The 26542-nt window shown below is 68.4% G+C and carries 24 protein-coding genes and 1 pseudogene; 15 read left to right on the forward strand and 10 right to left on the reverse strand.

From position 1 onward, the window contains the following. Positions 1 to 78 precede the first annotated feature (78 nt). Both E9232_RS20280 and E9232_RS20285 read left to right on the forward strand, forming a co-directional pair. Positions 79 to 1431 carry an aminotransferase class I/II-fold pyridoxal phosphate-dependent enzyme gene (locus E9232_RS20280; RefSeq protein WP_309796873.1) on the forward strand — a complete coding sequence of 451 codons (1353 nt, stop codon included), beginning with the start codon at positions 79 to 81 and terminating at the stop codon, positions 1429 to 1431. A 78-nt stretch (positions 1432 to 1509) separates the two neighbouring features. Then, complete coding sequence (locus E9232_RS20285; RefSeq protein ID WP_309796876.1) at positions 1510 to 2319, forward strand: HpcH/HpaI aldolase family protein; 810 nt, start codon at positions 1510 to 1512, stop codon at positions 2317 to 2319. A 14-nt stretch (positions 2320 to 2333) separates the two neighbouring features. Here E9232_RS20285 and E9232_RS20290 read toward each other — a convergent pair whose 3' ends face one another. Further along, the gene (locus E9232_RS20290; protein ID WP_309796878.1) at positions 2334 to 3155 is read right to left on the reverse strand and encodes a carbohydrate ABC transporter permease; all 822 of its coding nucleotides are present in this window, start codon (positions 3153 to 3155) and stop codon (positions 2334 to 2336) included. A gap of 23 nt (positions 3156 to 3178) precedes the next feature. Between E9232_RS20290 and E9232_RS20295 the strand changes: the two genes are divergently transcribed. Continuing rightward, positions 3179 to 3538, forward strand: a complete 360-nt coding sequence (locus E9232_RS20295) for a type II toxin-antitoxin system RelE/ParE family toxin (protein ID WP_309796880.1) — start codon at positions 3179 to 3181, stop codon at positions 3536 to 3538. A gap of 12 nt (positions 3539 to 3550) precedes the next feature. Then, complete coding sequence (locus E9232_RS20300; protein WP_309796882.1) at positions 3551 to 3853, forward strand: HigA family addiction module antitoxin; 303 nt, start codon at positions 3551 to 3553, stop codon at positions 3851 to 3853. 23 nt (positions 3854 to 3876) lie between these two features. Here E9232_RS20300 and E9232_RS20305 read toward each other — a convergent pair whose 3' ends face one another. The 4 genes from E9232_RS20305 to E9232_RS20320 all read right to left on the reverse strand — a co-directional run bounded on the left by E9232_RS20305 (position 3877) and on the right by E9232_RS20320 (position 8180). Beyond that, the gene (locus E9232_RS20305) at positions 3877 to 4860 is read right to left on the reverse strand and encodes a carbohydrate ABC transporter permease (RefSeq protein WP_309796884.1); all 984 of its coding nucleotides are present in this window, start codon (positions 4858 to 4860) and stop codon (positions 3877 to 3879) included. A 76-nt stretch (positions 4861 to 4936) separates the two neighbouring features. Continuing rightward, positions 4937 to 6157: an ABC transporter substrate-binding protein gene (locus E9232_RS20310; protein WP_309796886.1), complete on the reverse strand. Its 1221-nt coding sequence runs from the start codon at positions 6155 to 6157 to the stop codon at positions 4937 to 4939. Positions 6158 to 6198: 41 nt separating this feature from the next. Next, on the reverse strand, positions 6199 to 7125 hold the full coding sequence (locus E9232_RS20315; RefSeq protein WP_309796887.1) for a sugar phosphate isomerase/epimerase family protein: 927 nt from the start codon (positions 7123 to 7125) through the stop codon (positions 6199 to 6201). Next, positions 7122 to 8180, reverse strand: coding sequence for a Gfo/Idh/MocA family protein (locus E9232_RS20320; protein ID WP_309796889.1), 1059 nt, complete (start codon positions 8178 to 8180; stop codon positions 7122 to 7124). The genes E9232_RS20315 and E9232_RS20320 overlap by 4 nt, the downstream gene beginning before the upstream one ends. 151 nt (positions 8181 to 8331) lie before the next feature. Between E9232_RS20320 and E9232_RS20325 the strand changes: the two genes are divergently transcribed. The 5 genes and pseudogenes from E9232_RS20325 to E9232_RS20345 all read left to right on the forward strand — a co-directional run bounded on the left by E9232_RS20325 (position 8332) and on the right by E9232_RS20345 (position 12760). After that, complete coding sequence (locus E9232_RS20325) at positions 8332 to 9369, forward strand: LacI family DNA-binding transcriptional regulator (protein ID WP_309796891.1); 1038 nt, start codon at positions 8332 to 8334, stop codon at positions 9367 to 9369. 461 nt (positions 9370 to 9830) lie between these two features. Then, positions 9831 to 12026 (forward strand): phosphocholine-specific phospholipase C, encoded by a 2196-nt coding sequence (locus E9232_RS20330; protein WP_309796893.1) that lies wholly within the window; start codon positions 9831 to 9833, stop codon positions 12024 to 12026. Positions 12027 to 12106: 80 nt separating this feature from the next. Then, positions 12107 to 12241 (forward strand): annotated as a pseudogene (locus E9232_RS20335) (IS701 family transposase); the annotation flags it as partial. Between the two features lie 49 nt (positions 12242 to 12290). Further along, positions 12291 to 12614: a type 1 periplasmic-binding domain-containing protein gene (locus E9232_RS20340; RefSeq protein WP_309796896.1), complete on the forward strand. Its 324-nt coding sequence runs from the start codon at positions 12291 to 12293 to the stop codon at positions 12612 to 12614. Further along, entirely contained in the window at positions 12587 to 12760 is a 174-nt protein-coding gene (locus E9232_RS20345; protein ID WP_309796897.1) for a substrate-binding domain-containing protein, read from the forward strand. Before E9232_RS20340 ends, E9232_RS20345 begins: the two co-directional genes overlap by 28 nt. 30 nt (positions 12761 to 12790) lie before the next feature. Here E9232_RS20345 and E9232_RS20350 read toward each other — a convergent pair whose 3' ends face one another. Continuing rightward, complete coding sequence (locus E9232_RS20350; protein ID WP_309796898.1) at positions 12791 to 13756, reverse strand: AraC family transcriptional regulator; 966 nt, start codon at positions 13754 to 13756, stop codon at positions 12791 to 12793. Positions 13757 to 13914: 158 nt separating this feature from the next. Here E9232_RS20350 and E9232_RS20355 point away from each other — a divergent pair, with 158 nt between their 5' ends. The 3 genes from E9232_RS20355 to E9232_RS20365 all read left to right on the forward strand — a co-directional run bounded on the left by E9232_RS20355 (position 13915) and on the right by E9232_RS20365 (position 18828). Then, complete coding sequence (locus E9232_RS20355; RefSeq protein ID WP_309796899.1) at positions 13915 to 14763, forward strand: alpha/beta fold hydrolase; 849 nt, start codon at positions 13915 to 13917, stop codon at positions 14761 to 14763. Between the two features lie 349 nt (positions 14764 to 15112). Continuing rightward, positions 15113 to 17305 (forward strand): RNA degradosome polyphosphate kinase, encoded by a 2193-nt coding sequence (locus E9232_RS20360; RefSeq protein ID WP_309797447.1) that lies wholly within the window; start codon positions 15113 to 15115, stop codon positions 17303 to 17305. A 14-nt stretch (positions 17306 to 17319) separates the two neighbouring features. Next, positions 17320 to 18828, forward strand: coding sequence for a Ppx/GppA phosphatase family protein (locus E9232_RS20365; RefSeq protein WP_309796900.1), 1509 nt, complete (start codon positions 17320 to 17322; stop codon positions 18826 to 18828). 7 nt (positions 18829 to 18835) lie between these two features. On the opposite strand, the gene E9232_RS20370 is transcribed toward E9232_RS20365, so the two are convergent. Both E9232_RS20370 and E9232_RS20375 read right to left on the reverse strand, forming a co-directional pair. Further along, positions 18836 to 20386: an ABC transporter substrate-binding protein gene (locus E9232_RS20370; RefSeq protein WP_309796901.1), complete on the reverse strand. Its 1551-nt coding sequence runs from the start codon at positions 20384 to 20386 to the stop codon at positions 18836 to 18838. A 17-nt stretch (positions 20387 to 20403) separates the two neighbouring features. Further along, positions 20404 to 21315: an alpha/beta hydrolase gene (locus E9232_RS20375; RefSeq protein WP_309796902.1), complete on the reverse strand. Its 912-nt coding sequence runs from the start codon at positions 21313 to 21315 to the stop codon at positions 20404 to 20406. Positions 21316 to 21426: 111 nt separating this feature from the next. On the opposite strand from E9232_RS20375, the gene E9232_RS20380 reads away from it, so the two are divergent. Beyond that, positions 21427 to 22050, forward strand: a complete 624-nt coding sequence (locus E9232_RS20380; RefSeq protein WP_309796903.1) for a GntR family transcriptional regulator — start codon at positions 21427 to 21429, stop codon at positions 22048 to 22050. A 46-nt stretch (positions 22051 to 22096) separates the two neighbouring features. On the opposite strand, the gene E9232_RS20385 is transcribed toward E9232_RS20380, so the two are convergent. Together E9232_RS20385 and E9232_RS20390 are read right to left on the reverse strand one after the other, a co-directional pair. Continuing rightward, positions 22097 to 22969 carry an amidohydrolase family protein gene (locus tag E9232_RS20385; RefSeq protein ID WP_309796904.1) on the reverse strand — a complete coding sequence of 291 codons (873 nt, stop codon included), beginning with the start codon at positions 22967 to 22969 and terminating at the stop codon, positions 22097 to 22099. A 36-nt stretch (positions 22970 to 23005) separates the two neighbouring features. Further along, positions 23006 to 23992 carry an aldo/keto reductase gene (locus tag E9232_RS20390; RefSeq protein WP_309796907.1) on the reverse strand — a complete coding sequence of 329 codons (987 nt, stop codon included), beginning with the start codon at positions 23990 to 23992 and terminating at the stop codon, positions 23006 to 23008. A 315-nt stretch (positions 23993 to 24307) separates the two neighbouring features. On the opposite strand from E9232_RS20390, the gene E9232_RS20395 reads away from it, so the two are divergent. After that, the gene (locus E9232_RS20395; RefSeq protein WP_309796909.1) at positions 24308 to 25516 is read left to right on the forward strand and encodes an ABC transporter substrate-binding protein; all 1209 of its coding nucleotides are present in this window, start codon (positions 24308 to 24310) and stop codon (positions 25514 to 25516) included. Between the two features lie 138 nt (positions 25517 to 25654). Beyond that, positions 25655 to 26524 carry a branched-chain amino acid ABC transporter permease gene (locus E9232_RS20400; RefSeq protein WP_309796911.1) on the forward strand — a complete coding sequence of 290 codons (870 nt, stop codon included), beginning with the start codon at positions 25655 to 25657 and terminating at the stop codon, positions 26522 to 26524. The last annotated feature ends 18 nt before the right edge of the window (positions 26525 to 26542 follow it).

Raw genomic sequence — 26542 nt, forward strand, 5'->3', positions numbered from 1 at the left:
GGCCCGCCCTTTTTTCCACGATTAATTGTTCAGTCGATGCCGGACAATGCTTGTTATGACACTGAACAAAAGAATCGAATGACCGATCCGATCTCCGCCGAATGGCTCGCCGCGCGGCTGAAGGACCGGTCGATGCGGGGCATCGCCATCGAAACCGGGGCGCTCATCCGGTCCGGCGCCATCGCGGTCGGGGCCAGGCTGCCGTCGGTGCGCGACCTCGCCTTCGCCCTCGGCGTCAGCCCCGCCACGGTCTCGACCGCGTGGAGCGACCTGCGCAAGTTCAAGGTCATCAGCGGCCGCGGCCGCACCGGCATCCATGTGTGCGGGGACAAGGTCAGCCCGCGGCCGCTGCGCTACGGCGGCGACGCGGATTACGGGGCCGAGGCGCTGGACCTCCGGCTGGCCGTCCCGGACCCGGCGCTGCTGCCGCCGCTGGAGGAGGCGCTGCGCCGCGGCGCGCGGGCGGCGGGCCTCAACAGCTACCAGCGCGTGCCGATCCTCGACAGCCTGGCCGCGGCGGCCGGGGCCGACTGGCCATACCGGCCCGAGGCGTTCCTGGCCGCCAATGGCGGCTACGAGGCGGTCTACGTCACGGTGCAGACCCTGATCCGCCCGGGGACGGCGGTGGCGGTCGAGGATCCAACGGCGATGCGCCTGCTCGACATCCTCGACAATGTCAGCGCCCAGCTGATCCCGGTCGCCTGCGACGAGGAGGGGCCGCTGCCGGCCTCGCTCGCCGCCGCCCTGGCCAAGGCGCCGGCGGCCTTCCTGTACCAGCCGCGCACCCATGCGGTCACCGGGCGGATCGTCAGCCCGCAGCGCATGGCGGAGCTGGCCAGGACCTTGCGCGGCAGCGAGGCGCTGATCCTCGAGGATGACGGGGTCGGCGACGTCTCGGCCGCGCCGCCGGCCAGCCTCGGCCGGGTGTTTCCGGACCGGACCGTGCACATCCGCTCCTACTCAAAGTCGCTCGGCCCCGACCTGCGCGTCGCCGTGCTGTCCGGCCCGGCCGAAATCGTGGCCCAGATCCAGGCCTATCGCAGCTTCGGCGCCGGCTGGACCAGCCGCCTGCTGCAGGAGGCGACGGCCTGGCTGATCGGCGACCTCGACACCACCGCCATGGTCGACCGCGCCCGGCAGGTCTATGGCGAACGGCGCCGTGCGCTGATCGCCGCCCTCGGCGCCCGCGGCGTCGCCGTGCCCGATCGCGACGGGCTGTGCCTGTGGATGCCGGTGCGGTCGGAACAATTCGCCCTGGTCACGCTGGCGGCGCGAGGCATCGCGGTCGGGCGCGGCGCCAATTACAGCCCGCGCCCCGGTGACCACATCCGCGTCGCCACCAGCCTGCTGACCGGTCCCGTCGGGGCGGTGGCGGACGCGCTGGCGCTGGCCGACCCGGTGCGGCTGCGGGGCCTCACGCCATCGCATTAGCTGCCCTGCGCTGCTCGCTTATTGTCGGACAAGAAGCCGCGGCCCTACACTCCGGCAAAAGCAAGGAGGAACCCCTAGATGTTTCGCCCCAACAGGCTGAAGGAACGACTGCGGCGCGGCGACAAGCTGTTCGGCGCCTGGGTCGGCAGCGGCTCGCCGACGGTGGCCGAGATCATGGCCCATGCCGGATTCGACTTCGTCATCCTGGACACCGAGCACGGGCCCGGCGGGATCGACGAGACCATCAACCTGCTGCGCGCGGTGCAGGCCTCCGACACCCCGGCCGTGGTGCGGGTGCCGGCGCATGACCCAGTCTGGCTGAAGCGCGTGCTGGACGCCGGCGCCGACAGCCTGATGGTGCCGATGATCGAGAGTGCGGCGGATGCCGAGGCCCTGGTCCGCGCCTGCCGCTATCCCCCGGCCGGCCGCCGCGGCTATGCCGCCGGCGCGGTGCGCGCCTCGACCTACGGGTTCGAGCCGGACTACATGCGCAAGGCCAACGACAACCTGCTGCTGCTGGCCCAGATCGAATCCAAGGATGCGGTGCCCCAGGCCGCGGCGATCGCCCAGGTCGACGGCATCGACATGGTGTTCATCGGCCCCAACGACCTCGCTGGTTCGATCGGCCTGCTGGAGGAACTGCACGACCCCAGGGTGCAGGCGCTGGTGAAGCAGATCGAGGATGCGGTGCGGCCGACCGGCACGCTGCTGGGCACCGTGCCCAGCTCGGCCTCGACCTGGGCCGAGCTGTTCGACCGTGACTACCGCATGGTGACCGGCGGCGGCGACGTGCCCTATCTGCGCCAGGCGGCCTCGGATTCGGTGGCGGCGTACAAGGCCTATCGCGAGGGCGCGGGAGCGAGAGGGGCCAAGGGCGGCGGCTACTGACGAACGGTGCGGGGCTACTTCAGCGCCCCCGCGGTCAGGCCGCTGACGATCCGGCGCTGCAGCAGGGCGAAGACGATCAGGATCGGCGTCACATAGATCGCGGCATAGGTCATCATCCCGCCCCAGTCGTTGGTGTTCGTCCCCATGAAGGCGGACAGGCCGACCGTCGCGGTCTGCAGGCTCTCGGCCGCGATCAGCGAGCGTGAATAGACGTACTCGCCGAAGGACTGCAGGAAGATCAGCACCGACACCACCAGGATGCCGTTGCGGGCCAGCGGGATCATGATGCGGAGGAAGGCGCCGATGCGCGAGGCGCCATCCACCCGCGCCGCATCCTCCAGCTCGCGGGGCACCTGCAGGAAGGTCGACCGGCACAGCACGATGTACAGCGGCAGGACCTTGGCGGTCTGGGCCAGCACCACGGCGAAACGCGGCGTCTCCAGCAGGCCGACCTGGTTGAAGGCGACGAAGATCGGCGTGACCATCAGCGACGGCGGCAGCACCTGCAACATCAGCACCAGGAACAGGGCGACCGCGGTCCAGGCGTTGCGGTGGCGCGACAGGGCATAGGCGGCGCCGGTGCCGATCAGCGTCGCCACCGCGGTGGTGCCGACCGCGATCAGCAGCGAGTTCCACAGGTACCGGTCCATCGCGTGCTCGGCGAAGATCTTGCCGAACTGCCATTGCGGGTCGGTCGGCCAAAAGCTCGGCGGGAAGGCGAAGATCTCGGTACCTGACTTCAGCGCCGTGACGTACATCCAGTACAGCGGAAACAGGTAGATGCCCGCGAAGACCAGGGCGAGGCCGAGCAGGACGAAGGGCTTGGCCGACCTCATCGCGCAGCCTCCCGAGCGATGGCATGGCAGAAAGCAGGAGCGGACATGATTTCTGTACGCTTTTTCTTGTGCTGCGTACAAGAAAGAAGTACGCTCCATCGATGATCAAGGCGTTTGCCGACGCCAGGACTGAAAGCATCGCGCGCGGCATCGCCGTGAAGGGCGTTCCGGCCGATATCCTGCGTCGCGCCGTCGCGAAGCTGTTCCTGATCGACACGGTCACGCGGCTCGATGATCTGCGCGTGCCGCCGGGCAACCGGCTGGAGGCCCTGAAGGGAAACCGCAAAGGCCAGCACTCGATCCGGGTCAACGACCAGTTCCGGATCTGCTTCGTCTGGCGGGACGGCGACGCCTATGACGTCGAACTCGTCGACTATCACTGAGGACGCAGCATCATGGTTCGCGACATCCCGCTGCCCCATCCCGGGGAGATCCTGAAGGAGGAGTTCCTCATCCCCATGGGCCTCTCGGTCTACGCGCTGGCCAAGGCGATCGACGTGCCGCGCAGCCGGATCAACGAGATCTGCCATGGCCGGCAGGGCATCACCGCGAATATCGCGCTGCGCCTCGGCCGGTTCTTCGAGGTGGATCCGCAGTGGTTCATGAACATGCAGTCGAAATGGGATCTCGAGACGACGCGCGACAAGCTGGTGGAGGTGCTGGCGGCGATCGAGCCCCATCACGACAAGGCTGCGTGAGGCGGTGACCCGTTGCCCGGCCGTCATGCCCGCTGCTCCTGCCCGGTCGAGCGGACATAGAGCGCCGCGACCAGGATCACCACCGTGATCATCAGCACGGCGACGACGCTGCCGGCCGAAATCTCGTAGGTCTCGAACGACATCTGCCAGGACCAGTACTGGGCGACGTTCGACGCGTTGGCCGGGCCGCCTTTGGTCAGGGCCGCGATCAGGTCGAACTGCTGCAGCGTGAAGATGATGCCCAGCGCCACAACGGCGCCGAGGGTCGAGCGCATCATCGGCAGGGTGATGTGCAGGAAGCGCCGGCCGGCGCGGGCGCCGTCGATCTCCGCCGCCTCGTACAGGTCGTGCGGGATCGCGGCCAGGCCGACCGATAGCAGGATCATGTTGAACGGGATGCCCAGCCAGATATTGGCGATGATCACCGCGAACAGGGCGAAGTCGGGGTCCGACAGCCAGAAGATCTTGCCGCCGGTCAGGTGCAGGCTGGTCAGGGCGTAGTTCAGCACTCCGAAATCGCCGGCCAGGATCCATTTCCAGATCGCGCCGACCACCAGCGCCGGCATGATCCAGCCGGCCAGGAACACGCCGCGGATATAGGTCGCGCCCGGGAAGGGCTGCTGGAAGAACAGCGCCAGGCCGAAGCCGATGCCGAGCTGGAAGGTGATCGACAGCACCACGAAGATCACCGTGTTCCTCAGGATCTGCAGCGCCTCCGGCCGGCTGAACACGTCGCGGTAGTTGTCCAGCCCGGCGAAGGGCCGGTCGAAGGAGGCCAGCGAGAACATGTCGACCTGCTGCAGCGACATGACCAGCGTATAGACCAGCGGGAAGGCGGCGAAGACCAGGAGGTAGCCGACCGCGCACAGCACCAGCACGACATCGAAGCCGCTGCCGTCCCGCAGGGTGCGGAGCAGGGGCAGGCGCGAGAGGCCCCGCGCCGCCGGAGCGGAGCGGGAATTGACCGATCGATCGGTCAGCGATTGGCTGGCCTGGGCGCGCGTCATCGACAACCCCCTCCCCCTGGCCCCCTCCCACAAGGGGAGGGGGGACTCGGTGTTGCTGCGATGGTGCCGATCCGCCTCACTTCTTCAGCACGCGGTCGATCGTCGCCTGGGCGGTCTGCAGCGCGGTCTTGGGGTCCGACTGATGGGTCAGGGCCGACTGGATCGCGGTCTGGATCGCCTTGGAGATCTTCGGCCAGTCCGGGTTCGGGCCGCGCGGCCGGGCGTACTGCATCTGCTCGGTAAACACGGCATAGGCCTTCGGCCATTGCGGCGAGTCGGCCTTGGCGTCCTGGACCGGCGGCAGCAGGCCGAACTCGTTCCAGATCCGGTGGTTCTGCGAATAGATGTACTCCAGCAGCATGAACGCCTCCTTCGGATGCTTGGAGGTCTTGAAGATCACGTTGTTGAAGTCGCCGAGGGCCGAGGCGCGCGGGCTGCCGTCCTTCTCGATCGGGAACAGCGCGACCCGCCAGTCGAACTTGGCCTCCTTGGCCATGCGCGGCAGCTCCCACGGGCCGGAGATCGCCATGGCGGCATTGCCGGCGTTGAAGGTACCGGTCGAATCATACTGGCTGCGGATCAGCGTGTCCGGCGAGGCCAGCTTCTCGTCCAGCAGCTTCTGCCAGAACTCCAGCGCCCGCACCGCGCCGTCCGAGCCGACGCTGTCGTAATCGGCGCCGGCGCTCTGGATGAAGGGCAGAAACTGGAAGGTGCCCTCTTCCGTGCCGATGGCGGAGAAGGCGAGGCCGTACACGTTCTTGGCCGGGTCGGTGAGCTTCTTCGCCGCCTGATAGAGATCATCCCAGGTCTGCGGCGGCTTGTCGGGGTCGAGCCCCGCCGCCTTGAACATGTCGGCGTTGTAGTAGAGGGCGAGGGTGTTGGAGGCACGCGGGATGGCGAAGAGCTTGCCATCCCAGGTCGAGGAGTTGCGCGGCCCGGGATAGAAGGCGTCGGCCTTGATGACCTGCGACTGCTCGACATAGGGCGACAGGTCCAGCAGCACGTTGCGCGCCGCGAACATCGCCGTTTCCGGGTTGTCGATGCCGATGACGTCGGGGGCCGAGCCGGCGGCGTAGGCGCGCATGGCGTCGTTCACCACGTCGGCGAAGTTGACGTGCTTGAGATTGACCGTGATGTCGGGGTGCTGGGCCTGGAATTCCTTCACGAAGACGTAGGTGAACTTGGTCTCGTCCTCGTCATGGGTCCAGACCTCCAGCGTCACCGGCTCGGCTTGGGCCAGGGTGGCGGAGGCCAGAAGGGCGGCGGTTCCCAACAGAAGTCGCAAGGTCCTGGTCATAAGCTTCCTCCACTGTTTTGGTTGATTGTCCGCGCGACGCCTCACCCCGGATTGGCGACGAACCCCCCGCCGCGGCAGCGCTGGAGATAGCGCAGGCCTTCGACCTGGCCGGTCATCTCCAGGTCGCCGCGATAGACCGGGTCGTGCCAGCCCTCGATGTCGATCGATCCCCGGAAGCCGCCCAGCCGCAGCTCGGTGATCACCCGGGTCCAGTCGGTGTCGCCGAAGCCGGGGGTGCGGTGGAAGGCGAAGGGGACGCGGCCGTGCACGCCGTGCTCCTTGACCACGTCCCAGCGCACCGTGGCGTCCTTGCCGTGGACATGGAAGATCTTCGGCGCCCAGCGGCGGATCTGCGGCACCGGGTCGATCAGGTAGTACAGCTGGTGGCAGGGCTCCCACTCCAGGCCCAGATTGTCGTCCGGCAGGGCGTCGAACATCAGCTCCCAGGCCGCCGGGTTGTGGGCGATGTTCCAGTCGCCGGTCTTCCAGCTGCCCTCCATCGGGCAGTTCTCGAAGGCCAGCCGCACACCCTTGTCGGCGGCGCGTTTCGCCAGCCGGCCGAACACTTGCCTGAAGCGCGGCAGGCTGTCCTCCAGCGGCTTGCCGCGCACCCGGCCGGTGAAGCCGGAGACGATGTCGGTGCCGAACAGGTGGGCGTGGTCGATCAGCGCCTCCCACCCGGCCAGGGTCTCGCGGTCCTGCGCCTGGTCCTCCAGCGGGTTGCCGAAGATGCCGAGCGCGCCGATGGTGACGCCGCTGTCGCCGATCGCCTCGCGGATCTGGCCGGCCAGGCGCGGAATATCCTTGCCGCCCAGCGTCTGCCAGAAGAACGGCTCGATGCTCTCGAAGCCGTGGGCGATGATCGCCTTGATATAGCCGGCGGGGTCGTCGGCATTGGCCCGGACCATGGTGCCGATGCGGATGTCCTGGTGCCCGGTTCGCGCGGGCGGGGTCTGGTTGGGGCTCATGATTCCTCGGTGGTCGGGATGGCCACGCGGCGGCCCTGGCGCGCGCTGTCGATCGCGGCGAAGACCATGGCGAGGCTGTGGATGTTCTGGTGGCCGACGGTTTCGGGCTCGGTGCCGGCGCGGATGGCGTCGACGAAGTCGCGCATCACGCCGAGATGGCCGCCGACCCGGTCGGCCGGGTCCAGCGGCGGCACCGCGATCGCCTCGGGGGCGAAGAACAGGCCGTCGCGCTTGTCCGTGGCGACCTCGGCCCGGAACTCCTCGGCGCCGTCCCAGCTCAGGCTGCCGCGGGTGCCGGTCAGGCGCCAGGCGCTCTCCCAGCTGGTGCGCAGGCCCTCGGCGCACCAGCTGCCGCGATAGGTCAGGACGCCGCCGCCCTCCAGTTCGAAGATGGCATGGGCGCTGGCGCCATGGGCGTACCAGGACCCGGCCGGGTTGCTCTCATGGCAATAGACCGCGACCGGGCGCCGGCCGGCGACCAGGCGGGCCGCATCGAAGGTGTGGATCGCCATGTCCAGCAGCAGCACATGCTCCATCTCCTCGCGGAAGCCGCCGAAATGCGGCCCGACGAAGAAGTCGCAATGCACTCCGGTCAGGGTGCCGATCGCGCCGCTCTCGACCAGCCGGCGGATCCGCCGGATGCCGGCGAGATAGCGGCGGTTCTGGATGATGGCGTGCACCCGGCCGGCCGCCTTCGCCGCGGCGGCCATGTCGCGCGCCGCGGCCATGCTGTCGGCCATCGGCTTCTCGCTCAGCACGTGGCAGCCATGGGCGAAGCCGGCCAGCGCCACGTCGCGGCGGGCGCCCGGCACCACCACGTCGAACAGCAGGTCGGGCTTCAGCCGCTCCAGCAGGGCGGGCAGGTCGGTGCCGATCTCGGCCTGGGCCAGCCCGAACTCCGCCGCGCGGGACCGCGCCCGCTCCAGGTCCAGGTCGACCAGGCCGACGATCTCGAGACCGTCGATCTCGGCCGCCGCGCTGAACCAGGCGCGGCTCATGGCACCGCATCCCACGAGGATGGCTCGCACTGGTTTCGCTCCCTTCGTCTCGGCCACCGGTTTCTTGGCCAAACGTATGATTGTGTCGCCGTAAACGTTTACGGTAGTTGATGTGATAGTGGTGTAGGACAATTCGGGCTGTCAATCGGCTTGTGGCGTCACCCGGTGGTTCGGTTGCACTCTGTCGCCGCCGGAGGGAGAGAATCGCTTGGGAATCCGCGAGCTTGCGAAGCACCTGAACATTTCGATCGGGACCGTCTCCCGCGCCCTCAACGGCCGCGGCGACGTGAACCCGGAGACGCGGCGCCGGGTGCTGGCAGCGGCGGCGGAACTCGGCTACTCCCCGAACCAGTCCGGCCGCAGCCTGCGCCAGGGGTCGACCAGCGCCATCGCCTTCATGCTGCAGACCTACAGCGGCGCCGAGCTGTACGGCGAGCCGTTCTTTATCGGTCTGTTCAGCGGGGTGCAGGAGGTGCTGGCCCGCCATGGGCTGGACCTGATCGTGCTGCTGAACACGCCGGACGGCGACCACGAGGCGCAGTTGCGCCGGGTGGTCGAACGCCGCCTGGCCGACGGCATCCTGATCCCCTGGACCCGGCGGATCGACCCGCGGCTGGACTACCTGATCCAACGTGGCTTTCCCTTCGCCGCCCTCGGCCGCAGCGAATCCGGCGGCGACCATCCCTGGCTGGACCTCGATTTCGAACAGGCGGCGGATGTGGCGATCGACCGGCTGGCCGGCTTCGGCCATCGCCGCATCGGGCTGGTCAACAACGGGCACGACCTGATGCACGGCCATATCCTGCTGGCCGGCTATCGCCGCGCCCTGGCCCGGCACGGCATCGGCTTCGACGAATCCCTGGTGCGGACCGAGGAGATGACCGAGGCCGGCGGCTATCGCCTGGCTGAGGGGCTGTTGCGGGACGGACCACTGCCGACCGCGCTGCTGGTGGGCAGCGAGCGGGTGGCGGTCGGCGTCTACCGCCGGCTGAACGAGGCGGGGATCCGGCCGGGCCGGGACATCGCCATCATCGGCGGCATGATCGACAGCCCGGCCAGCCGCTTCCTGTCGCCGGCCCTGACCTGCTTCCGGCTGTCGCTGCACGACCTCGGGGTGCGCCTGGCCGAGGCGCTGCTGGCGACCATGCCCGACCATGCCGAGGCCTATGGCGGCGGCACGGTCCAGGCGCTGTGGCCGCTGGAGCTGGTGCCGCGCGAGAGCGACCTGATGCGCCTGGGAGGGTAGGACCGGGACTGCTCAGGACGAGGGTGGGAAGGGTGGGTGGGTTGCGGAAACTCACCATTCGGCCGGCGCAGGGTATAGGGGGGTATGAGAAATGCGGGCCAGATGAACAAATCGTAAGTAGCCAGCATAGGATCCTTCAGTGTTACTGGTAAGGGCGCATTGACAATTCTTAAGCCGGACTTCGCGGCTTACGCAGATTTTTATAGTACAATAAAGTATAGTTATTATTGTTTCAGAAATGGGATTATTAAAATACTTTAATGATTAAAATATGAAGATATGACATTTTTTTGCAACAAATGTAGATTAAAGACAAATCCGCATAAGGTGATCTCACGTCGACTGTGCCACTCATCTCGGCACCGAGGTTATTTCTCCTGATTTGCCATAGAAGACCCAGGAATACCCAGGAACACCCGCCCAATACTTTGGGTGACAAGCTCTTGTTCGGAGAACCCCTCATGACGTCTGAAAGCAGGCGCGATTTCCTGAAGACCGCCGGCTCGGTCGCCGGCGCCGCCGCAGCGATGACCGCTTTTCCGCCGGTCATCCGCCAGGCCCTCGCGATCCCGGCCAATAACGCCACACGCTCGATCAAGGATGTCGAGCACATCGTCGTGCTGATGCAGGAGAACCGCTCCTTCGACAGCTATTTCGGGACGATGGCCGGGGTCCGCGGCTTCGGTGACCGATTCACCATCCCGCTGCCAGGCGGCGCCAGCGTGTTCCAGCAGTCCAACGGCAGCCGCGTGGTGATGCCCTATCACCTCGACGAGAAGCGCGGCAATGCCCAGCGCGTCAAGGGCACCCCGCATACCTGGAGCGACACCCAGGCGGCCTGGGCCAGCGGCCTGATGACCAACTGGCCGGAGTTCAAGCAGAACCAGTCGATGGGCTACTACCGGGCAGAGGAACTCCCCTTCCAGTTCGCCCTCGCCAATGCCTTCACCCTTTGCGACAACTACCATTGCTCGCTGCTGGGCGGCACGATCCCGAACCGGCTGTTCCTGTGGACCGGCACCAACGGCCCGAGCGGGCAGGGTGTCGCCATGGTCGTCAATGAATGGGACACCTGCGGTCCGTCGACCGAGGGCTTCACCTATACGACCTACCCGGAGCGGTTGCAGCAGGCCGGCATCTCCTGGAAGGTCTATCAGAACATGCCGGAGAATTACGACGACAACATGCTGATCTCGTTCCGGCAGTATCGCGCGGCGAGCGAAGCGATCGGCAACCGCCCGGACGGTTCTCCCTTCATCCCCTGGGACCCGTCGCAGGACAAGGCCCAGCCCCTGTACAAGGGCGCCGGCAACACCATGCCAGCCGGCGGACTGCTGGAGGAGTTCAGGGCCGATGTCATGGCCGGGCGGCTGCCGCAGATCTCCTGGATCGTCCAACCCGAGATCTACTCCGAGCATCCCGGCCCGTCCAGCCCGGTCCAGGGCGGCTGGTACACCCAGGAGGTGCTCGCCGCCCTGGTCGCCAATCCGGAGGTCTGGAGCAAGACCGTCCTGGTCGTCAATTTCGACGAGAATGACGGCTTCTTCGATCACGCCCCGCCGCCGGCCTTGCACTCCCTCAACCCCGATGGCTCTCACGCCGGCGCCTCCACCGTGTCGGACGAGGATCTTGCCTTCGAACGCTTCACCTGGCCGGTTCCCCCGGGCACCAAGAAGCAGCCGGGGCCGGACGGCAATGTGTTCGGGCCGGGCAACCGCGTGCCCTGCTATGTGGTGTCGCCGTGGAGCCGGGGCGGCTGGGTCAACTCCCAGCTCTTCGACCACACCTCCGTCCTGCAGTTCATGGAACAGCGCTTCGGCGTGCGTGAGCCGAACATCAGCGCATACCGCCGCGCCATCTGCGGCGACCTGACCACCGCCTTCAATTTCAAGGACCCCAACACCGAGCGCCTGCCCAGCCTGCCCTCGATCACCCGGGCCCAGGCCGACGCCCGGCGGACGCAGCAGGAGGCCCTGCCTCAGGTTCCCCTGCCGGACCCCAGCGCCCAGAGCGCTCCAGTCCAGGCCCGCGGCACCAAGCCCTCCCGCGCCCTGCCCTATGAGCTCAACGTCAATGGCGACGCCGATGGCCCAGCCAAGCGGATGCGGCTGCACTTCCTCAATACCGGCGATGCCGGCGCCGTCTTCCACGTCTATGACAAGCTGCATCTCGACCGCATCCCCCGCCGCTATTCGGTCGAGGCCGGCAAGCAGCTGACCGGGGAGTGGGACACGGCCGCCGATCTCGGCGCATACGATCTGTGGGTGCTGGGACCCAACGGCTTCCACCGCCACTTCATCGGCACCGTCATCCCAGGCGACCCCAACCCTGGCCCGGAGCCGGAGGTGACCGTCGCCTATGACACCCAGGCCTCCAGCCTGGCCGTGACGCTCGTCAACAACGGCGATTCGCCGTGCGCCTTCACCGTCTGGGCCAATGCCTACAAGCTGCCCGGCCTCGATATGCCGGCTCCGCAGCCCGTCCCGGCCCACACCCAGTCGACCATCCATCTGCCTCTGGATCGTCAGGGCCGGTGGTACGACTTCTCGGTCACGGTCGAAGGCGATGACCTGTTCTCCCGCCGCTTCGCCGGCCGCATGGAGGATGGCACCCCCAGCGTCTCCGACCCCGCCATGGGCGAGCCCAACATCGCCTGAGCCTGGATGAAACGCATCGGCGCGGCGGAGCCGCCACGCCGATGCTTCGGCGTGTTGCCGTTGCTCCCGGGAGGGGGTGATGGGCCTACCGCCCGCTTGCCGATCTCGATGCCGAGGAATACGCCGCGCCGGCACCCGGGCTCTGGACCCGCGGCCTGTTGATCCGTCGCGGCATCGACGACGGCGAACTCACCTATGTCACCACCTGGTGCCCAAAGCGCGGTCGATGGCTTCGATATCGCGGGTGCCCGCTGTCGCCAGCACATGTCCGCTTGGGGGTCGAAAGCCGACCCGGGTGATCGGTCCCAAGCCCCTGTCGCGGTCGACCGCTTCGTCGGCTTCGGCCACCGCCGCATCGGGCTGGCCAGCAACGGGCACGACCTGATGCGCGGCCATATCCTGCTGGCCGGCTATCGCCGCGCTTTGGCCCGGCACGGACTCGAGTTCGACCCGACGCTGGTGCGGTCGGAGGAGATGGCCGAGGCCGGCGGCTACCGCCTGGCCGGGGCGCTGCTGGGGCAGGGGCCGCTGCCACGGCGCTGCTGGTCAGCAACGAGCGGATGGCGGTCGGCGTCTACCGCCGGCTGAACGAGGCCGGGATCCGGCCGGGCCGGGACATCGCCATCATCGGCGGCATGATCGACAGCCCGGCCAGCCGCTTCCTGTCGCCGGCGCTGACCTGCTTCCGGCTGTCGCTGCACGATCTCGGGGTGCGGCCGGGCGGGGTGGGGTGACGGCCGGCGCGGACCTCAGCCCGCTCCATGTCAATCGACGGCTTCCGCCTCCATGCCGTCGTCGCCTTGCCCCCGGCCGGAATCAGGGCGCCGGGCGGCGCGGAAGCGGCCGGGCGACAGGCCGTGGTGACGATGGAACAGCTTCGAGAATGCTGCCGCGGTCTCGTAGCCGACCCGGGTGGCAATCTGCGCGATCCCTTCGTCGCTGGATTCGAGCAGGAATGCCGCGTCGGCCATGCGGCGTGCGATCAGATAGCGCTGCATCGGCTGGCCGACGAGCCGGGTGAAGCGCGCCGAGAACGTCGAGCGGCCCAGCCCGACATGCTGCCCGAGCTCGTGAAGCGTCCAGGGCCGGTCCGGTCGTTCATGGATCAGCTGAAGCGCCTGCCCGATCTGCGGGTCCGCCATCGCGCCGATCCATCCGCCCTCCCCCGGGCGGAGAGACCTGATCCAGCTGCGCAGCACCTCGACGAACAGCAGCTCCGTCAGCCGGGACAGCGCGACGCGTTGCCCGGGACGCTCGAGCGCCGACTCGCTGACCATGCGCTGCAGGATCGCCTCGAGCCAGTCGCCATCCGCCGCCGGCTTCAGGAGAAGCACGGGCGGAAGCAGCTCCATCACGCTGCCGCGCGAGGGGCGCGACATGGTGAAGTTGCCGCAGATCATCGTCGAGGACGGTTGTCCGTCGCCGCCGTGACGGATGACGCCGGAATACGGGCGCGATCGATCGAGGTCCACAACCGAAAGCGGTGTCGTCAGGCGATCCGTATAGAAGATGTGCGGAGCGCCGCGCGTCACGACCACGAGGTCGCCCTCGGTCATGGGCCGTTCCTGTCCCGGTCCGAGCGCGAAGGTCGCCGAGCCACGGCTGAGATAGTGGAACAGGGCGTAGGGGCGCTCCGGCAGCGCCACGCCCCAGGGATGGCCGAGCTCGAAGTGGTACAGCAGGGTCCCGCCAAGGCGAACGCGATCGAGCACTTCGGCGAGGATGTCCATACAGTCGAGCTTAGGCCCGCGGACGATCGAACACAATATTCGGACGATGGCAGCCTATCGTCCGAAACGCCTCCATGCCATCTGATGCCCGGGCAGACCAATGCGTCCGCCCGGGCGGACCAACGCGTGGCGCGGCAGGCCATTTCGCCGAACGGGACATGGCAGAGCCGCGGCTTTACAGAAACGCCCGCCCATTCCCCCCAAATTCCGTCGTCCGATATCCCGAACAGGACCAATCCATGCGAAATCTTCTACTCTCGGCCGCCACCATCGTCATGGCCGGAACACTTGCCGCGCCCGCCCAGTCGGCGGGCCTGCCCCCAGGGTCGGCTCACAACATCGTGCTGGTCCACGGCGCCTTCGTCGACCAGACCAGCTGGCAGCCGGTTGCCGATATCCTCACGAAGAAGGGCTACACCGTCACCCTCGTCGAAAACCCCCTCACATCCCTCGCCGCGGATGTCGAGGCCACCAGGCAGGCGCTGGCGAAGCAGGACGGCAAGACCGTTCTGGTCGGCCACTCCTGGGGCGGCGTGGTGATCACGGAGGCGGGCAACGATCCCAAGGTCTCGGCGCTGGTCTACGTCTCCGCCTTCGCGCCCGATCGGGGGGAATCCCTGAAGTCCCTGGCCGATGCCGGCCCGGCCACCGAAGGCGGCAAGGCCATCCATCCCGACGCCAAGGGCAACCTCACCATCGATCCCAAGGTGTTTCCGGCGGCGGTCGCGGCCGACCTTCCCCCGAAGATCGCCGAATCCCTGGCGAACTCCCAGCTTCCGCTGAGCTACGCCGCGTTTGCGGCTCCGGTCGACACGGTCGCCTGGCGCGACAAGCCGACCTTCTTCGTGATCAGCACGAAGGACAAGCTGCTCGCGCCCGAGGCCCAGAAGATGTTTGCCGCCCGGATGAAGGCCCAGACGACGGAGGTCGCGGGGAGCCATGCCTCCCTCGTCGTCCATGCCGGCGAAGTCGCTGCGGTGATTGAGAAGGCCGCGCTCGCGAAGTGACGATACCGCTCCCGGCGCCCTGGCGCCGGGAGCGCCCACGCTTCGGTGCTCCCTCCGGCTGATATGTTGATGGAATTTTGATCGTCGATGCGCGCGCCTTGTGGCGATTTCGGATTTCATTGAAGCTTTGAGACGCGAATGAAACCGCCGGATGAAGGGTACGAAGTCCGCAAGGTCGAGGTGGCCGGGCCTCGGCATCGCCATCATCGGCGGCAGGGTCGACAACCCAGACCGGGGCATGGCGCTTCCGGTTCGGGCTTGTGTATAGTGGGTCTGAAATCGAGCCGGATAAGGGCTTGATATTACAGTTTTGTTGCGATCGATGAAGGTTCGGAGGCGACCCGTGAGCATGTTGCAGACCACCGCCGAGGCCCTTCCCGCCGAGGCGCCGGACACCGTGCGCGCCCCCGTCCCGCCTGCGATCGCCGTGGATTCGCCCGAACGCTTCATCAATCGCGAGCTGTCCTGGCTGGCCTTCAACCAGCGTGTGCTGGAGGAGGCCTACAACACCCGCTACCCCCTACTGGAGCGGCTGCGCTTCCTGTCGATCTCGGCCAGCAACCTCGACGAGTTCTACATGGTCCGCGTCGCCGGGCTGAAGGCGCAGGTCGCCCTCGGCGTCGCCTCGCCGAGCCAGGAGGGGCTGAGCCCGGCGCAGCAGCTGGGCGAGATCGCGACCCGGGTGCAGGAGCTGATGCGCGACCAGCAGCATTGCTGGCGGGCGCTGAGCGAGGAGCTGCGCGCGGCCGGCATCGCCGTGGTCTCCCGCGACGAGCTGACCAAGACCGAGAAGGCCTGGCTGGAGGAACGCTTCCTGGGCCAGATGTTCCCGGTGCTGACCCCGCTGGCGATCGATCCGGCCCATCCCTTCCCCTTCATCCCCAATCTCGGCCTCTGCCTGGCGCTGGCGCTGACCAACGACGAGGACGCGCATGAGGAGATGGAGGCGATCGTCCCGCTGCCGCCGCAGCTCGACCGCTTCACCCGCCTGCCGGGCCTGCCGATCCGCTTCGTGCTGCTCGAGGACGTGGTCAAGCTGTTCCTCGACCGTCTCTTCCCCGGCTACACGCCGCATGCCAGCGGCGTGTTCCGGGTGATCCGCGACAGCGAGATGGAGATCGACGAAGAGGCGGAGGACCTGGTCAAGACCTTCGAAAGCGCGCTGAAGCGCCGGCGCAAGGGCATCGTCATCCGCCTCGCCGTCTCGGCCGAGGTACCGGAATCGCTGCGCCGCTTCGTCTGCGAGAAGCTGAAGGTGAAGGACGAGGACGTCTTCGCCATGGACCGGCTGCTCGGCCTGGTCGACACCAAGAAGCTGATCGTCGACGAGCGGCCGGAGCTGCTGTTCCCGCCCTACAACGCCCGCTTCCCCGAGCGGGTGCGCGACTTCGGCGGCGACTGCTTCGCCGCGATCCGGGCCAAGGACATCGTCGTCCACCACCCGTATGAGAGCTTCGACATCGTCGTGCAGTTCCTGCGCCAGGCGGCGCGCGACCCCGACGTGGTGGCGATCAAGCAGACCCTGTACCGGACCTCGAAGGACTCGCCGATCGTCCAGGCCCTGGTCGAGGCGGCGGAGGCCGGCAAGTCGGTCACCGCGATGGTCGAGCTGAAGGCCCGCTTCGACGAGGAGGCCAACATCCGCTGGGCCCGGGACCTCGAGCGGGCAGGCGCCCAGGTGGTCTACGGCATCATCCACCTCAAGACCCACGCCAAGGTCTCGATGGTGGTGCGGCGCGAACAGGGCGGCCTGCGCACCTACACCCATTTCGGGACCGGCAACTACCACCCGATCACCGCCAAGGTATACACCGACCTCAGCTTCTTCACCTGCGACCCGGTGCTGGGCCGCGACGCGGCGGCGATGTTCAACTACATGACCGGCTACGCCAAGCCGGCGCAGATGGAGAAGCTGGCGATCGCGCCGCTGTATCTGCGCAACCGGATCATGGATCTGATCCAGGCCGAGATCGCCAACGCCAAGGCCGGCAAGCCGGCGCAGATCTGGGTCAAGCTGAATTCGCTGGTCGACGCCGACATCATCGACAAGCTCTACGCCGCCTCCCAGGCCGGGGTGGAGATCGACCTGGTGATCCGCGGCATCTGCTGCCTGCGCCCCGGCGTGCCGGGCCTGTCCGACAACATCCGGGTGCATTCGATCGTCGGCCGCTTCCTCGAACACGCCCGCATCCTGTGCTTCGGCAACGGCCAGAAGCTGCCGTCGCGCCAGGCCAAGGTGTTCCTGTCCTCGGCCGACTGGATGCCGCGCAACCTCGACGGCCGGATCGAGACCCTGGTGCCGCTCGAGAACGCCACCGTCCGCCAGCAGGTGATGGAGCAGATCATGCTGGCCAACCTGAAGGACGAAACGAACACCTGGATGCTCGATGCCGATGGCCGCTATCATCGGCTCGACGCGCCGGAGGCGGATGACTTCAGCGCCCACACCTACTTCATGACCAACCCCAGCCTGTCGGGCCGGGGCAGCGCGCTGAAGGATGCGAAACGGGCTCCACGCCGTCTGGTCAAGCCCACGGAATGAGGATCTGAGGTCAGGTGTTTCGTATCGGACCGATCGTGCCGTCCAGGCCCGGGCGGGTGGGTGTCATCGACATCGGCTCGAACTCCATCCGTCTCGTGGTCTATGACCGGGTGACCCGGTCACCGGTGCCGATCTTCAACGAGAAGGTCATGTGCGGGCTGGGGCGCGGCCTGGGCCAGTCCCGCCGCATGGCGCCGGACGCGGTGGCCCTGGCGGTGGACAACCTCGCCCGCTTCACCCGGCTGCTCGAAGGCATGGGCGTCGACCGGGTCGACGTGCTGGCCACCGCGGCGGTGCGCGAGGCCGAGGACGGCGCCGACTTCGTCGCCGAGGTCGAGCGCCGCTGCGGCCTGCCGATCACCATCATCAGCGGGGTGGAGGAGGCGCGGCTGTCGGCGCTGGGCGTCATCTCCGGCATCCGCGACGTCGACGGCGTGATGGGCGACCTCGGCGGCGGCTCGCTCGAGCTGGTCGGGCTCGACCATGGCGACATCGGCGAGCAGGTGACCCTGCCGCTCGGCCCGTTCCGGCTGATGGACGAGACCGGCGCGCGCAAGGAGGCGCGCAGCGTGGTGCAGGACACGCTGGCGCAGCAGGGCTGGCTGTCGCGCTATTCCGGCCGCAGCTTCTATCCGGTCGGCGGCGCCTGGCGCGCCATCGCCAAGCTGTACATGGAGCGCGAGAACCACCCGCTGCACATCATCCACCAGTACACGGTGCCGACCGCGGCGATGACCGATTTCGTCGGGCTGGTGGCGAAGCAGAGCAAGGGGGCGCTGTCCGGCGCCTCGATCTCGCGCCGCCGGGTCGAGATGCTCCCGATGGCGGCGCTGGTGCTGGAGGGCGTGCTCAAGGCGCTGCGCCCGGCCCGCATCGTGTTCTCCGCCCTCGGCCTCCGCGAAGGCCACCTGTTCGACCTGCTGTCGCCGGAGGACCAGGCGCGCGACCCGCTGATCTTCGCCGCCGCCGAGATCGCCCACCGGCTCGACCGCTTCGGCCATGCCGAGGTGGTGGCGGAATGGACCCGCTCGGCCTTCCCCGACGAGACCGCGGACGAGGCCCGGCTGCGCCAGGCCGCCAGCCTGCTCTCCGACATCGGCTGGTTCGAGCATCCCGACTACCGCGCCGAGCACGCCTGGCTGCGGGTGCTGCGCATGCCGGTGGCCGGGCTCGACCATGCCGAGCGCGTGTTCCTGGCCGCCGCGGTCTATGTCCGCTACGGCGCCGATCTCGGCGACGCGCTGACCCGGCCGGTGCTGGAGCTGCTGACCGACGCCGCCCGGACCCGCGCCCTGATCCTGGGCCAGACCCTGCGCCTCGCCCACACCCTGACCGGCGGCGCCACCTCGCTCTTGGAGCGCACCAGCCTCGCCTTCTCTGGCGATGCGGTGGTGCTGACCCTGCCGGCCGACGAGGAGGCGCTGACCGGCTTCGCGGTCGACCGCCGCCTCGACGCCGTGGCCAAGGCGCTGGGCCGCCCCGGCCGGGTGGCGGTCGAGGAATCCCGGCGGGCGGCGGGGTAGGAGCGGATTATTTCCGGATCGACACGCCCCAGAACCGGGCGGCGTCGGCCGGCCAGACGGTGAAGCCGGCGACGCGCCTAGCCACGGCGTAGTCGGAGCTGTGGAGGTACAGGCTGGCGGCCGGCGCCTCCTCGGTGAACAGCCGGCCGATTTGGTCCAGCACGGACTGCATCTTCGCCGGGTCAGTGGCGGCGTTGGCCTGGGCCAGCAGGGCGATGGCGCGCGGGTCCTTCCAGATCTTGCGCGGCTGGGTGCCGATGATCCGCTCCCACTGGCCCAGCGGGTCGAGCCGCGGCGAATAGGAGAAGGACTGGGTCTGGAACTTGCCGGTCTGGTAGGCGTCGAGCTGGGCGGTCCATTCCAGCACCTCCAGCTCGACGTTCAGCCCGGCGCTGCGCAGCATGTCCTGGGCCAGCACGCCGCAATCGTACATCTCGGTGTAGCGCTTGTTGGCGGTCAGCACGATGCGCTGGCCGCTGTAGCCGGCCTCGGCCAGCAGGGCCTTGGCCCGCTCCAGATCGAAGGGCAGGGCGTCGGTCTGGGCCTGGGAGTGGTAGGGGCTGAAGGCCGGCACCGGCGTCGCCGAGAAGGTCGAGCCGCCGAAGGTCACGGCGTTGGCGATGGTGGCGCGGTCCAGCGCCATGACGATGGCCTGGCGTACCCGCTTGTCCTGCAGGATCGGGTCCTCCGAATGCAGGATCAGCGCCTCCCAGCCCGGGGTGACGGCGGACTGGATCTCGAAGGCCGGGTCGCCCTGCAGCTGCATCCGGCCCTGCGACTCCAGCGGCGCGACGTCCAGCGCGCCGGCCTGCAGCGCGGTCAGCATGGCTGCCGGGTCGGGCATGATGTTGAAGCGGACCTTGTCGACATACACCTCCTTGCGGCCGACATAGCCGCTCATGGCGTCGTCGCGCGGGGTGTAGCCGTCGAAGCGGGTCAGCTCGATGTACTGGCCGGGCCGCCAGTCCGACAGGATGAAGGGTCCGGTGCCGACCGGCTTGTCCCAGCTGCCGTCGGGCTTGACCGAGGACGGGTGCAAGACCGGGGTGCCGCCGCAATCCATCCGCGCCAGGTTGTACAGGAAGCCGGCGCTGGGCCGGTCCAGCGCATAGACCACGGTGTCGGCGTCGGGGGCGGTGACGCTCTCGACCTTCAGGTCGTTGTCGCCGGTGTAGACGTCGCGGCAGCGCCATTTGGTGGCGGGGTCCATCAGCCGGTCCCACGACCATTTGACCTCGGCCGAGGTCATGGTCGCGCCGTTCTGGAACTTTACGCCGTGGCGCAGGTGGAAGGTGTAGGTCTTGCCGTCGGGCGAGACGTCCCAGCTGTCGGCCAGCATCGGCCCGATGCCGAGATCCTCGCGGAAGCCGACCAGGCCTTCGACGATGTGCTGGTGCACGATGTCGGTGGCGCCGTCGCGGTCGACGCCGGGATTGGTGCTGCGCATGTCGGCCGACAGCACGGTGCGGATGGTGCCGCCGCGCTGCGGCGTCTCGGCCGCGGCGGCGGGCAGGGCCGCCGCCAGCGCCGCCATGGCCAGGATCGTGAGCCGGTTCATGTCTGCCCCCTGTTTTCTTATCCGCCGAACACGGGCGCCCGGCCGGGGCCGAGCACGTCGTGGAAGAAGTCCTTGGCCCGGTCCGCCACCGCCGCCAGGTCGTGGGCGGCGCCGGGGACGATGTCGTGCCGCACCGCCACGCCATGCGCCTGCAGGTTGCGGCGCAGGCTGGTCAGCCGGGCGATGCGGTTCGCCCCGGCGCGGTTGGCGTCGTCCATCCAATGCGCGCTGCCCGGCCGGTGGATGATCGACGCCGTCTCCAGGTCGCTGTCGCCGACCGCCAGATGCACCGGCACCCGGCGGATCGCGGCGATGTCGGGGGCGCGGCCGAAGATCCGCTCCATGTCGCGGGTGCCGACCCACCAGTCGCGCTTCGGGTCGATCAGGGTGACCGATCCGGGGGCGCCGATCGACACGGCGCGCAGCCGCTCCGGATGCAGATAGAGGAAACGATGGGCGAAATGGCCGCCGCCGGAAAAGCCGAACAGGCAGAAGCGGTCGAAGTCGAAGCCATAGCGGGCCTCGACCTCCGCCACCATCGCCAGCAGCAGCCGGTCGTAGCGGATGTCGCCCTCGGCCAGGTATTTGTAGCCGTCCTCGTTGCCGTCGCCGCGGATATCGACCGGGAACAGCGGCGCCAGCACCACGGCGTCGTGCCAGCGGGCGAAATCCGCGAACAGGTCGCGGCTGCCCTCCATGGTCCGGAAGCTGCCATGCACCGACACCAGCAGCGGCACCCGCGCCGGCGATGATTCGCGCAGCCGCGGCGGAACGTAGAGGCAGTAGGAAAAGCGCGGATCGGCGCGGCAGGCGATGACCGGCGTGGCGCCGTAATGGCGCTTCGGCGCCGGCCTCGCCACGGCCGCGTCCGCCTCGATCTTCGCCGCCCCGCCATCCGCCATGTCGGTCTGCTCCAAAATTGGCGCCAATTTTTCCGTGACGATATCCGTGAAAATCGCATCCCGCAACCCGGCATGCTAGAAGGAGGGACGGGCGCGGCGGGAGGGCGGCGGTCCGGGGGCAGTCGAGACCGGGGCGGAATGAAGCGTCAGGACACGGATCAGGGGCGGATCGAAACGCTGGTCGCGGCGATCCGGGACGACATTCTCTACGGCGTCTACCGGGCCGGGGAATGGCTGAAGCAGATCGACCTGCAGGAGCGTTATGCCGCCAACCGCTTCGAGGTGCGGCAGGCGCTGGTCGAGCTGAAGAACCGCCATCTGGTCGAGCACAAGGTCAACAGCGGCTTCCGCGTCGCCTCGCCCGATCCCGACGAGCTGCTGCAGATGAAGGCGGTGCGGACAATCCTGGAGGCCGGGGCGGCGGCGATGGTGGTCGACCGGGCGACGGCGGCGGACCTCGCGGCGCTCGACGACCTCGCCACGCGGTTCGAGCAGGCGATCGAGACCGGCGACCCGCCGACCCGGACCGAGCTGAACTTCGCCTTCCACCGGCGGCTCTACGACATCGCCGGCAACCCGGTGCTGGCCGGGATGATCCGGGAGATGCGCGAGCGCGGCCAGGACGGCACCACCGGCCGTTGGTACACGCTGGCGGGGGTGCGCCTCAGCGCTCGGGAGCACCACGACATGATCGCCGCGATCCGCGGGCGGGATGCGAAGACGCTGCGCCGGCTGATCGACCAGCACATCAACCGGCGCTGAAGCCATGGGGTGAAGCCGCCCTGGCGTCACCCCATGAATGGGGCCGTCAGGCGCCCGCCGTGGCGAAGGCCGGCAGCCCGTAGGCCTCAATCGCGGAGCGGCCGAAGATCTGCGCCCGCTCGGCCTCGCTCAGATGGCCCAGGCAGGTCTTCAGCGCGCCGACGACGTCGTCATAGCTGCCGGCGACCAGGCAGACCGGCCAGTCGGTGCCGAACATGCAGCGGTCGACGCCGAAGATGCGCAGCACCTCGGCGACATAGGGCTTCAGGTGCTCCGGCGTCCAGTCGCGCCAGTCGGCCTCGGTGACCATGCCGGACAGCTTGCACCAGACATGGTCGCGATGGGCCGCGAAGCCGCGCATCAGCGCCGCCCAGGGCGCGAAGCCGCCGCCCTTGATGTCCGGCTTGGCGATGTGGTCGAGCACAAAGCGCAGCTCCGGGAAATCCTCGACCGTGCGCAGCGCCGCCGGCAGATGCGGCAGCTTGGGCACCAGGTCGTAGACCAGCCCGGCATCCGACACCGCGCGCAGGCCGCGGCGCACATCGTCGCGCAGCAGCCAGTTGGGGTCCGCCTCCTCATGGATCAGGTGGCGGATGCCGACCAGCCAGCGCCCCTCCGGCGCCGCCTGCAGCTCGGCCAGGGTCTGCCCGACCTTGGGATCGGTCAGGTCGACCCAGCCGACCACCCCGGCGACGAAGTCGGTCGCCGCGGCGGTGCGAATGAAGTCCCAGGTCTCGCCGAGGTCGTTCCAGGTCTGCACCAGCACCGTGCCCGACACGCCGTTGGCCTGCAGCGACGGCCGCAGGTCCTCCGGCGCGAACACCCGCCGGATCGGCGCGAACGGGCCGCTCAGCCAGCCATAGTCGCCCCGCTCGGGGTCCCAGAAATGGTGATGCGAATCGATGATCGGGGAGGTCATGGGCCGGTCTCCGCAGGCCGGGGAAGGGAAGGGCGCTTACCAGCGCTGGTGGACGAAGGGCTTGATGTCCTGGTCGTAGATCGCCCGCAGCTCGGCCATCACATCGGGCGGCAGGGCGGCGAGATCGGCGGCCTCGGAGTTCGACTTGGCCTGCGCCGCGTTGCGGGCTCCGGGGATGACGACGGTGACGGCGTCGAACATCAGGATCCAGCGCAGCGCGAACTTCGCCATGGTGGTGTCGCCGCCGACCAGCGGTCGGATCCGCTCCACCGCCTCCAGCCCCTTCTCATAGGGCACGCCGGAGAAGGTCTCGCCCACGTCGAAGGCCTCGCCGTTGCGGTTGAACAGGCGGTGGTCGGTGGCCTCGAACTTGGTGTCGGCGCGGAACTTGCCGGACAGCAGGCCGCTGGCCAGCGGCACCCGGGCGATGATCGCGACCTTCTTCTCCTCGGCCAGGGCGAACAGCCGCTCCGCCGGGCGCTGGCGGAAGATGTTGAAGATGATCTGGATGCTCTGGACGCCGGGATATTCCAGCGCCTTCAGCGCCTCCTCGACCCGCTCGACGCTGACGCCGTAGTGGCGGATCTTGCCCTGCTCGACCAGGCGGTCGAGGGCACCGAACACCTCCGGGTGGTAGTACAGGTCGGTCGGCGGGCAGTGCAGCTGCACCAGGTCCAGCGTCTCGACGCCGAGATTGGCCAGGCTGCGGTCGATGAAGCCGGACATGGTCTCGAGATTGTAGCCCGCCACCGTCTGCTGCGGCAGGCGACGCCCGGTCTTGGTGGCGACATAGGACTTGTCGCCGCCGCGCTCCTTCAGCGCGCGGGCGATCAGCTGCTCCGACCGGCCGTCGCCATAGACGTCGGCGGTGTCGATGAAGGTGACGCCGCTGTCCAGCGCCTCATGCAGCGCCGCGAGCGCGTCTCCGTCGTCGACATGGCCCCAGGCCGACCCGATCGCCCAGCTGCCGAAGCCGACCTCGCTCACCGTGCGGCCGGTCCGGCCGAATTCCCTCGCTCGCATCTCTTCCTCCATCTCACGCCGGCATGACGCGGCGCCGGCTTGATTCGACCAGGTCACAGGGTTATCATACAACTGGTGATCCTCTGACAAGACCTATATCGGGCGGGCGAGGAGAGTTTTGCCGTTGGCCGGGTTGGACGGCGGGGCCCCGGCTTCTGGACGGAAGGCTGCGGCCCGATCGCAAGTGCGATCCCGGGACGATCTTCGGGGCCGGGGCGACAGGTGGCTTGACAGACCTGTTGTCCGACATATCAGATGATAGGGTTGTATGATAACAGTGCAATAATCGATGCTGCTCGGGAGGCAACGCACATGATGGCATTATCGACTAGGACCGCCCTTCTGGCCCTGGGGCTCGGCGCGCTGGCCCTGCCGGCGGCCGCGGCCGACGACACCGTCAAGATCGGCGTCGTCGCGGCGGAATCGGGGGCCTTCGTCTCGGCCGGCCACACCCTGCCGGCCGGCGTCAGCCTGGCGGTCAAGGAGATCAACGACGCCGGCGGCGTCAAGGTCGGCGACAAGACCTACAAGATCGAGCTGGTGCGCCGCGACGACCGCACCGACATCGGCACCGCGGTCGCGGCGACCCAGGAGCTGGTGCGCGACGTCGGGGTGAAGGCGATCTTCGGGTCGGAATCGCACGACTTCACCCTGGCCATGGCCAAGATCACCCAGCCGGCCAAGATCCTGCACTTCGCCGGCAACAGCACGCTCGACACCATCCTGACCGACGCGGCGGTTGCCCCGGGCGGCGAGAACCACTACCTGTTCCAGTCCGAACCGCGCGAATTCCAGCGCAGCGGCAGCACCGCGCGCGGCGTGCTCAGCCTGCTGCAGCCGCTGGTCGACCACCCGATCAAGAAGTCGGTGATCATCGCCGGCAACGACGCCACCGGCCAGTTCCTGTCCTCCTACTACATCAAGGCGCTGAAGGCCGAAGGGCAGGAGGTGCCGGACATCATCTTCTACCCGCCCGACACCACCGACTTCTCGCCGATCCTGACCCGGGCGAAGAGCCTCAATCCTGACGTCGTGCACTTCTGGTACAACGGCGACTCCACGCTGACGGCGCTGCCGCAGGCGCTGGAGCTGGCGGTGGCGCCCAGCTACTTCCTGTTCGGCGTCGATCCCGGCATCTGGAAGGAGCGGGGGCTGTCGGCCGACGTGCCGGTGGCGATGAGCTGCGTGCCGGTGTGCTGGGGCGAATCCTCGAACGCCAAGGCGAAGTCCTATTTCGACGCCTATTTCGCCGCGGGCGCGCCGAAGGGCGTCACCTCCTCGGTCTCGCTGCTCTACTACGACTATGTCCACATGCTGGCCGAGGCCTGGACCAAGGCCGGCAGCTTCGATCCGGACAAGGTGGTCGACGCGCTGCTGGTGCTGCACCACCAGGGCGTGGTGTCGGACGACCTCAGCTTCAACGCCCATCACCAGGTCACCCACGCGACCGAGGTCTGCGTCGCCGACCCCGCCGGCAAGCTCAGCTGCGCCATGCAGCAGCCGCCGGCCGATGCGCCGATGTGAGCCGGCGGAACTGACCTGACCGGTAGCCGGCGGCGCCTTTTCGCCTCGCCGGTCCCGGCCTGCCGGAGGGCAACCCCCACCCCCTCCGGCAGGCCGGCCCATCTCGCCCCGCCGATCCGTTTCTTCCGGGACCCCGCCTTGGACATCCTCCTGCAGCAGATCCTGAACGGGCTGTCGATCGCCAGCGTGATCACGCTGATCGCGGTCGGGGTCACCCTGATCTTCGGCCTGACCGGCATCATCAACTTCGCCCATGGCGAATTCCTGATGGTCGGCAGCATCGTCACCTGGCTGGCGGTCGGCGCTGGCTGGGGCTTCCCGCTGGCACTGGTCGCCGGCGTCGCCTCGGTGGCGCTGTTGGGGCTGGTGCTGGAACGCGGGCTGTTCCGCTTCACCCTGAACCGGCCGACCAACGGGTTCATCGTCTCGCTCGGCCTGATCGTGGTGCTCCAGCACATCGTCATCCTGTTCTGGAACGCCAACCAGAAGAGCATCCCGCGGCCGCTGAACACCATCTGGGACGTCGGCGGCGTGCGCATCGCGGCGGTTCGGGTGATGGTGATCGTGGTGACCACGGCGGTGGTCGCCCTGACCTTCTTCATGATCACCCGCAGCCGCTACGGCCGGGCGCTGCGCGCCAGCGTCGAGGACCGTGACACCGCGGCGCTGATGGGCATCCCGGTGCGGCGCTACATCACCGGCGTCTTCGTCTTCGGCAGCGCCCTGGCCGGCCTCGGCGGCGCCCTGCTGATCGCCCTGTTCCCGATCACCCCCTTCACCGGCGGCACCATCGTGATGAAGGGCTTCGCGGTGGCGCTGATCGGCGGCCTGGGCAACCTTACCGGCGCCGTGGTGGCCGGGCTGATCCTCGGCCTGGTCGAAGGCTTCAGCGCCGGCTACGGCCTGTCGGAGTGGACCGACGCCTATTCCTTCGCCCTGATGATCATCGTGCTCCTGGTCCGGCCCAACGGCCTGTTCGGCGGCACCAGCGGCCCGCGCGTCACGTGAACGTTCCCCCGGGCCCTC

Source organism: Inquilinus ginsengisoli, from assembly GCF_031453975.1.
Taxonomy (GTDB): Bacteria; Pseudomonadota; Alphaproteobacteria; order DSM-16000; family Inquilinaceae; genus Inquilinus; species Inquilinus ginsengisoli_A.

Coding starts and splice junctions, on each gene's coding strand:
- E9232_RS20290 (WP_309796878.1), bottom strand. CDS start 3,155: ATGAGGTCGGCCAAGCCCTTCGTCCTGCTCGGCCTCGCCCTGGTCTTC.
- E9232_RS20345 (WP_309796897.1), top strand. CDS start 12,587: ATGGCGGTCGGCGTCTACCGCCGGCTGAACGAGGCCGGGATCCGGCCG.
- E9232_RS20310 (WP_309796886.1), bottom strand. CDS start 6,157: ATGACCAGGACCTTGCGACTTCTGTTGGGAACCGCCGCCCTTCTGGCC.
- E9232_RS20390 (WP_309796907.1), bottom strand. CDS start 23,992: ATGCGAGCGAGGGAATTCGGCCGGACCGGCCGCACGGTGAGCGAGGTC.
- E9232_RS20355 (WP_309796899.1), top strand. CDS start 13,915: ATGGCAGAGCCGCGGCTTTACAGAAACGCCCGCCCATTCCCCCCAAAT.
- E9232_RS20360 (WP_309797447.1), top strand. CDS start 15,113: ATGTTGCAGACCACCGCCGAGGCCCTTCCCGCCGAGGCGCCGGACACC.
- E9232_RS20385 (WP_309796904.1), bottom strand. CDS start 22,969: ATGACCTCCCCGATCATCGATTCGCATCACCATTTCTGGGACCCCGAG.
- E9232_RS20300 (WP_309796882.1), top strand. CDS start 3,551: ATGGTTCGCGACATCCCGCTGCCCCATCCCGGGGAGATCCTGAAGGAG.
- E9232_RS20315 (WP_309796887.1), bottom strand. CDS start 7,125: ATGAGCCCCAACCAGACCCCGCCCGCGCGAACCGGGCACCAGGACATC.
- E9232_RS20370 (WP_309796901.1), bottom strand. CDS start 20,386: ATGAACCGGCTCACGATCCTGGCCATGGCGGCGCTGGCGGCGGCCCTG.
- E9232_RS20285 (WP_309796876.1), top strand. CDS start 1,510: ATGTTTCGCCCCAACAGGCTGAAGGAACGACTGCGGCGCGGCGACAAG.
- E9232_RS20330 (WP_309796893.1), top strand. CDS start 9,831: ATGACGTCTGAAAGCAGGCGCGATTTCCTGAAGACCGCCGGCTCGGTC.
- E9232_RS20350 (WP_309796898.1), bottom strand. CDS start 13,756: ATGGACATCCTCGCCGAAGTGCTCGATCGCGTTCGCCTTGGCGGGACC.
- E9232_RS20380 (WP_309796903.1), top strand. CDS start 21,427: ATGAAGCGTCAGGACACGGATCAGGGGCGGATCGAAACGCTGGTCGCG.
- E9232_RS20305 (WP_309796884.1), bottom strand. CDS start 4,860: ATGACGCGCGCCCAGGCCAGCCAATCGCTGACCGATCGATCGGTCAAT.
- E9232_RS20295 (WP_309796880.1), top strand. CDS start 3,179: ATGGCAGAAAGCAGGAGCGGACATGATTTCTGTACGCTTTTTCTTGTG.
- E9232_RS20395 (WP_309796909.1), top strand. CDS start 24,308: ATGGCATTATCGACTAGGACCGCCCTTCTGGCCCTGGGGCTCGGCGCG.
- E9232_RS20340 (WP_309796896.1), top strand. CDS start 12,291: ATGTCCGCTTGGGGGTCGAAAGCCGACCCGGGTGATCGGTCCCAAGCC.
- E9232_RS20280 (WP_309796873.1), top strand. CDS start 79: ATGACCGATCCGATCTCCGCCGAATGGCTCGCCGCGCGGCTGAAGGAC.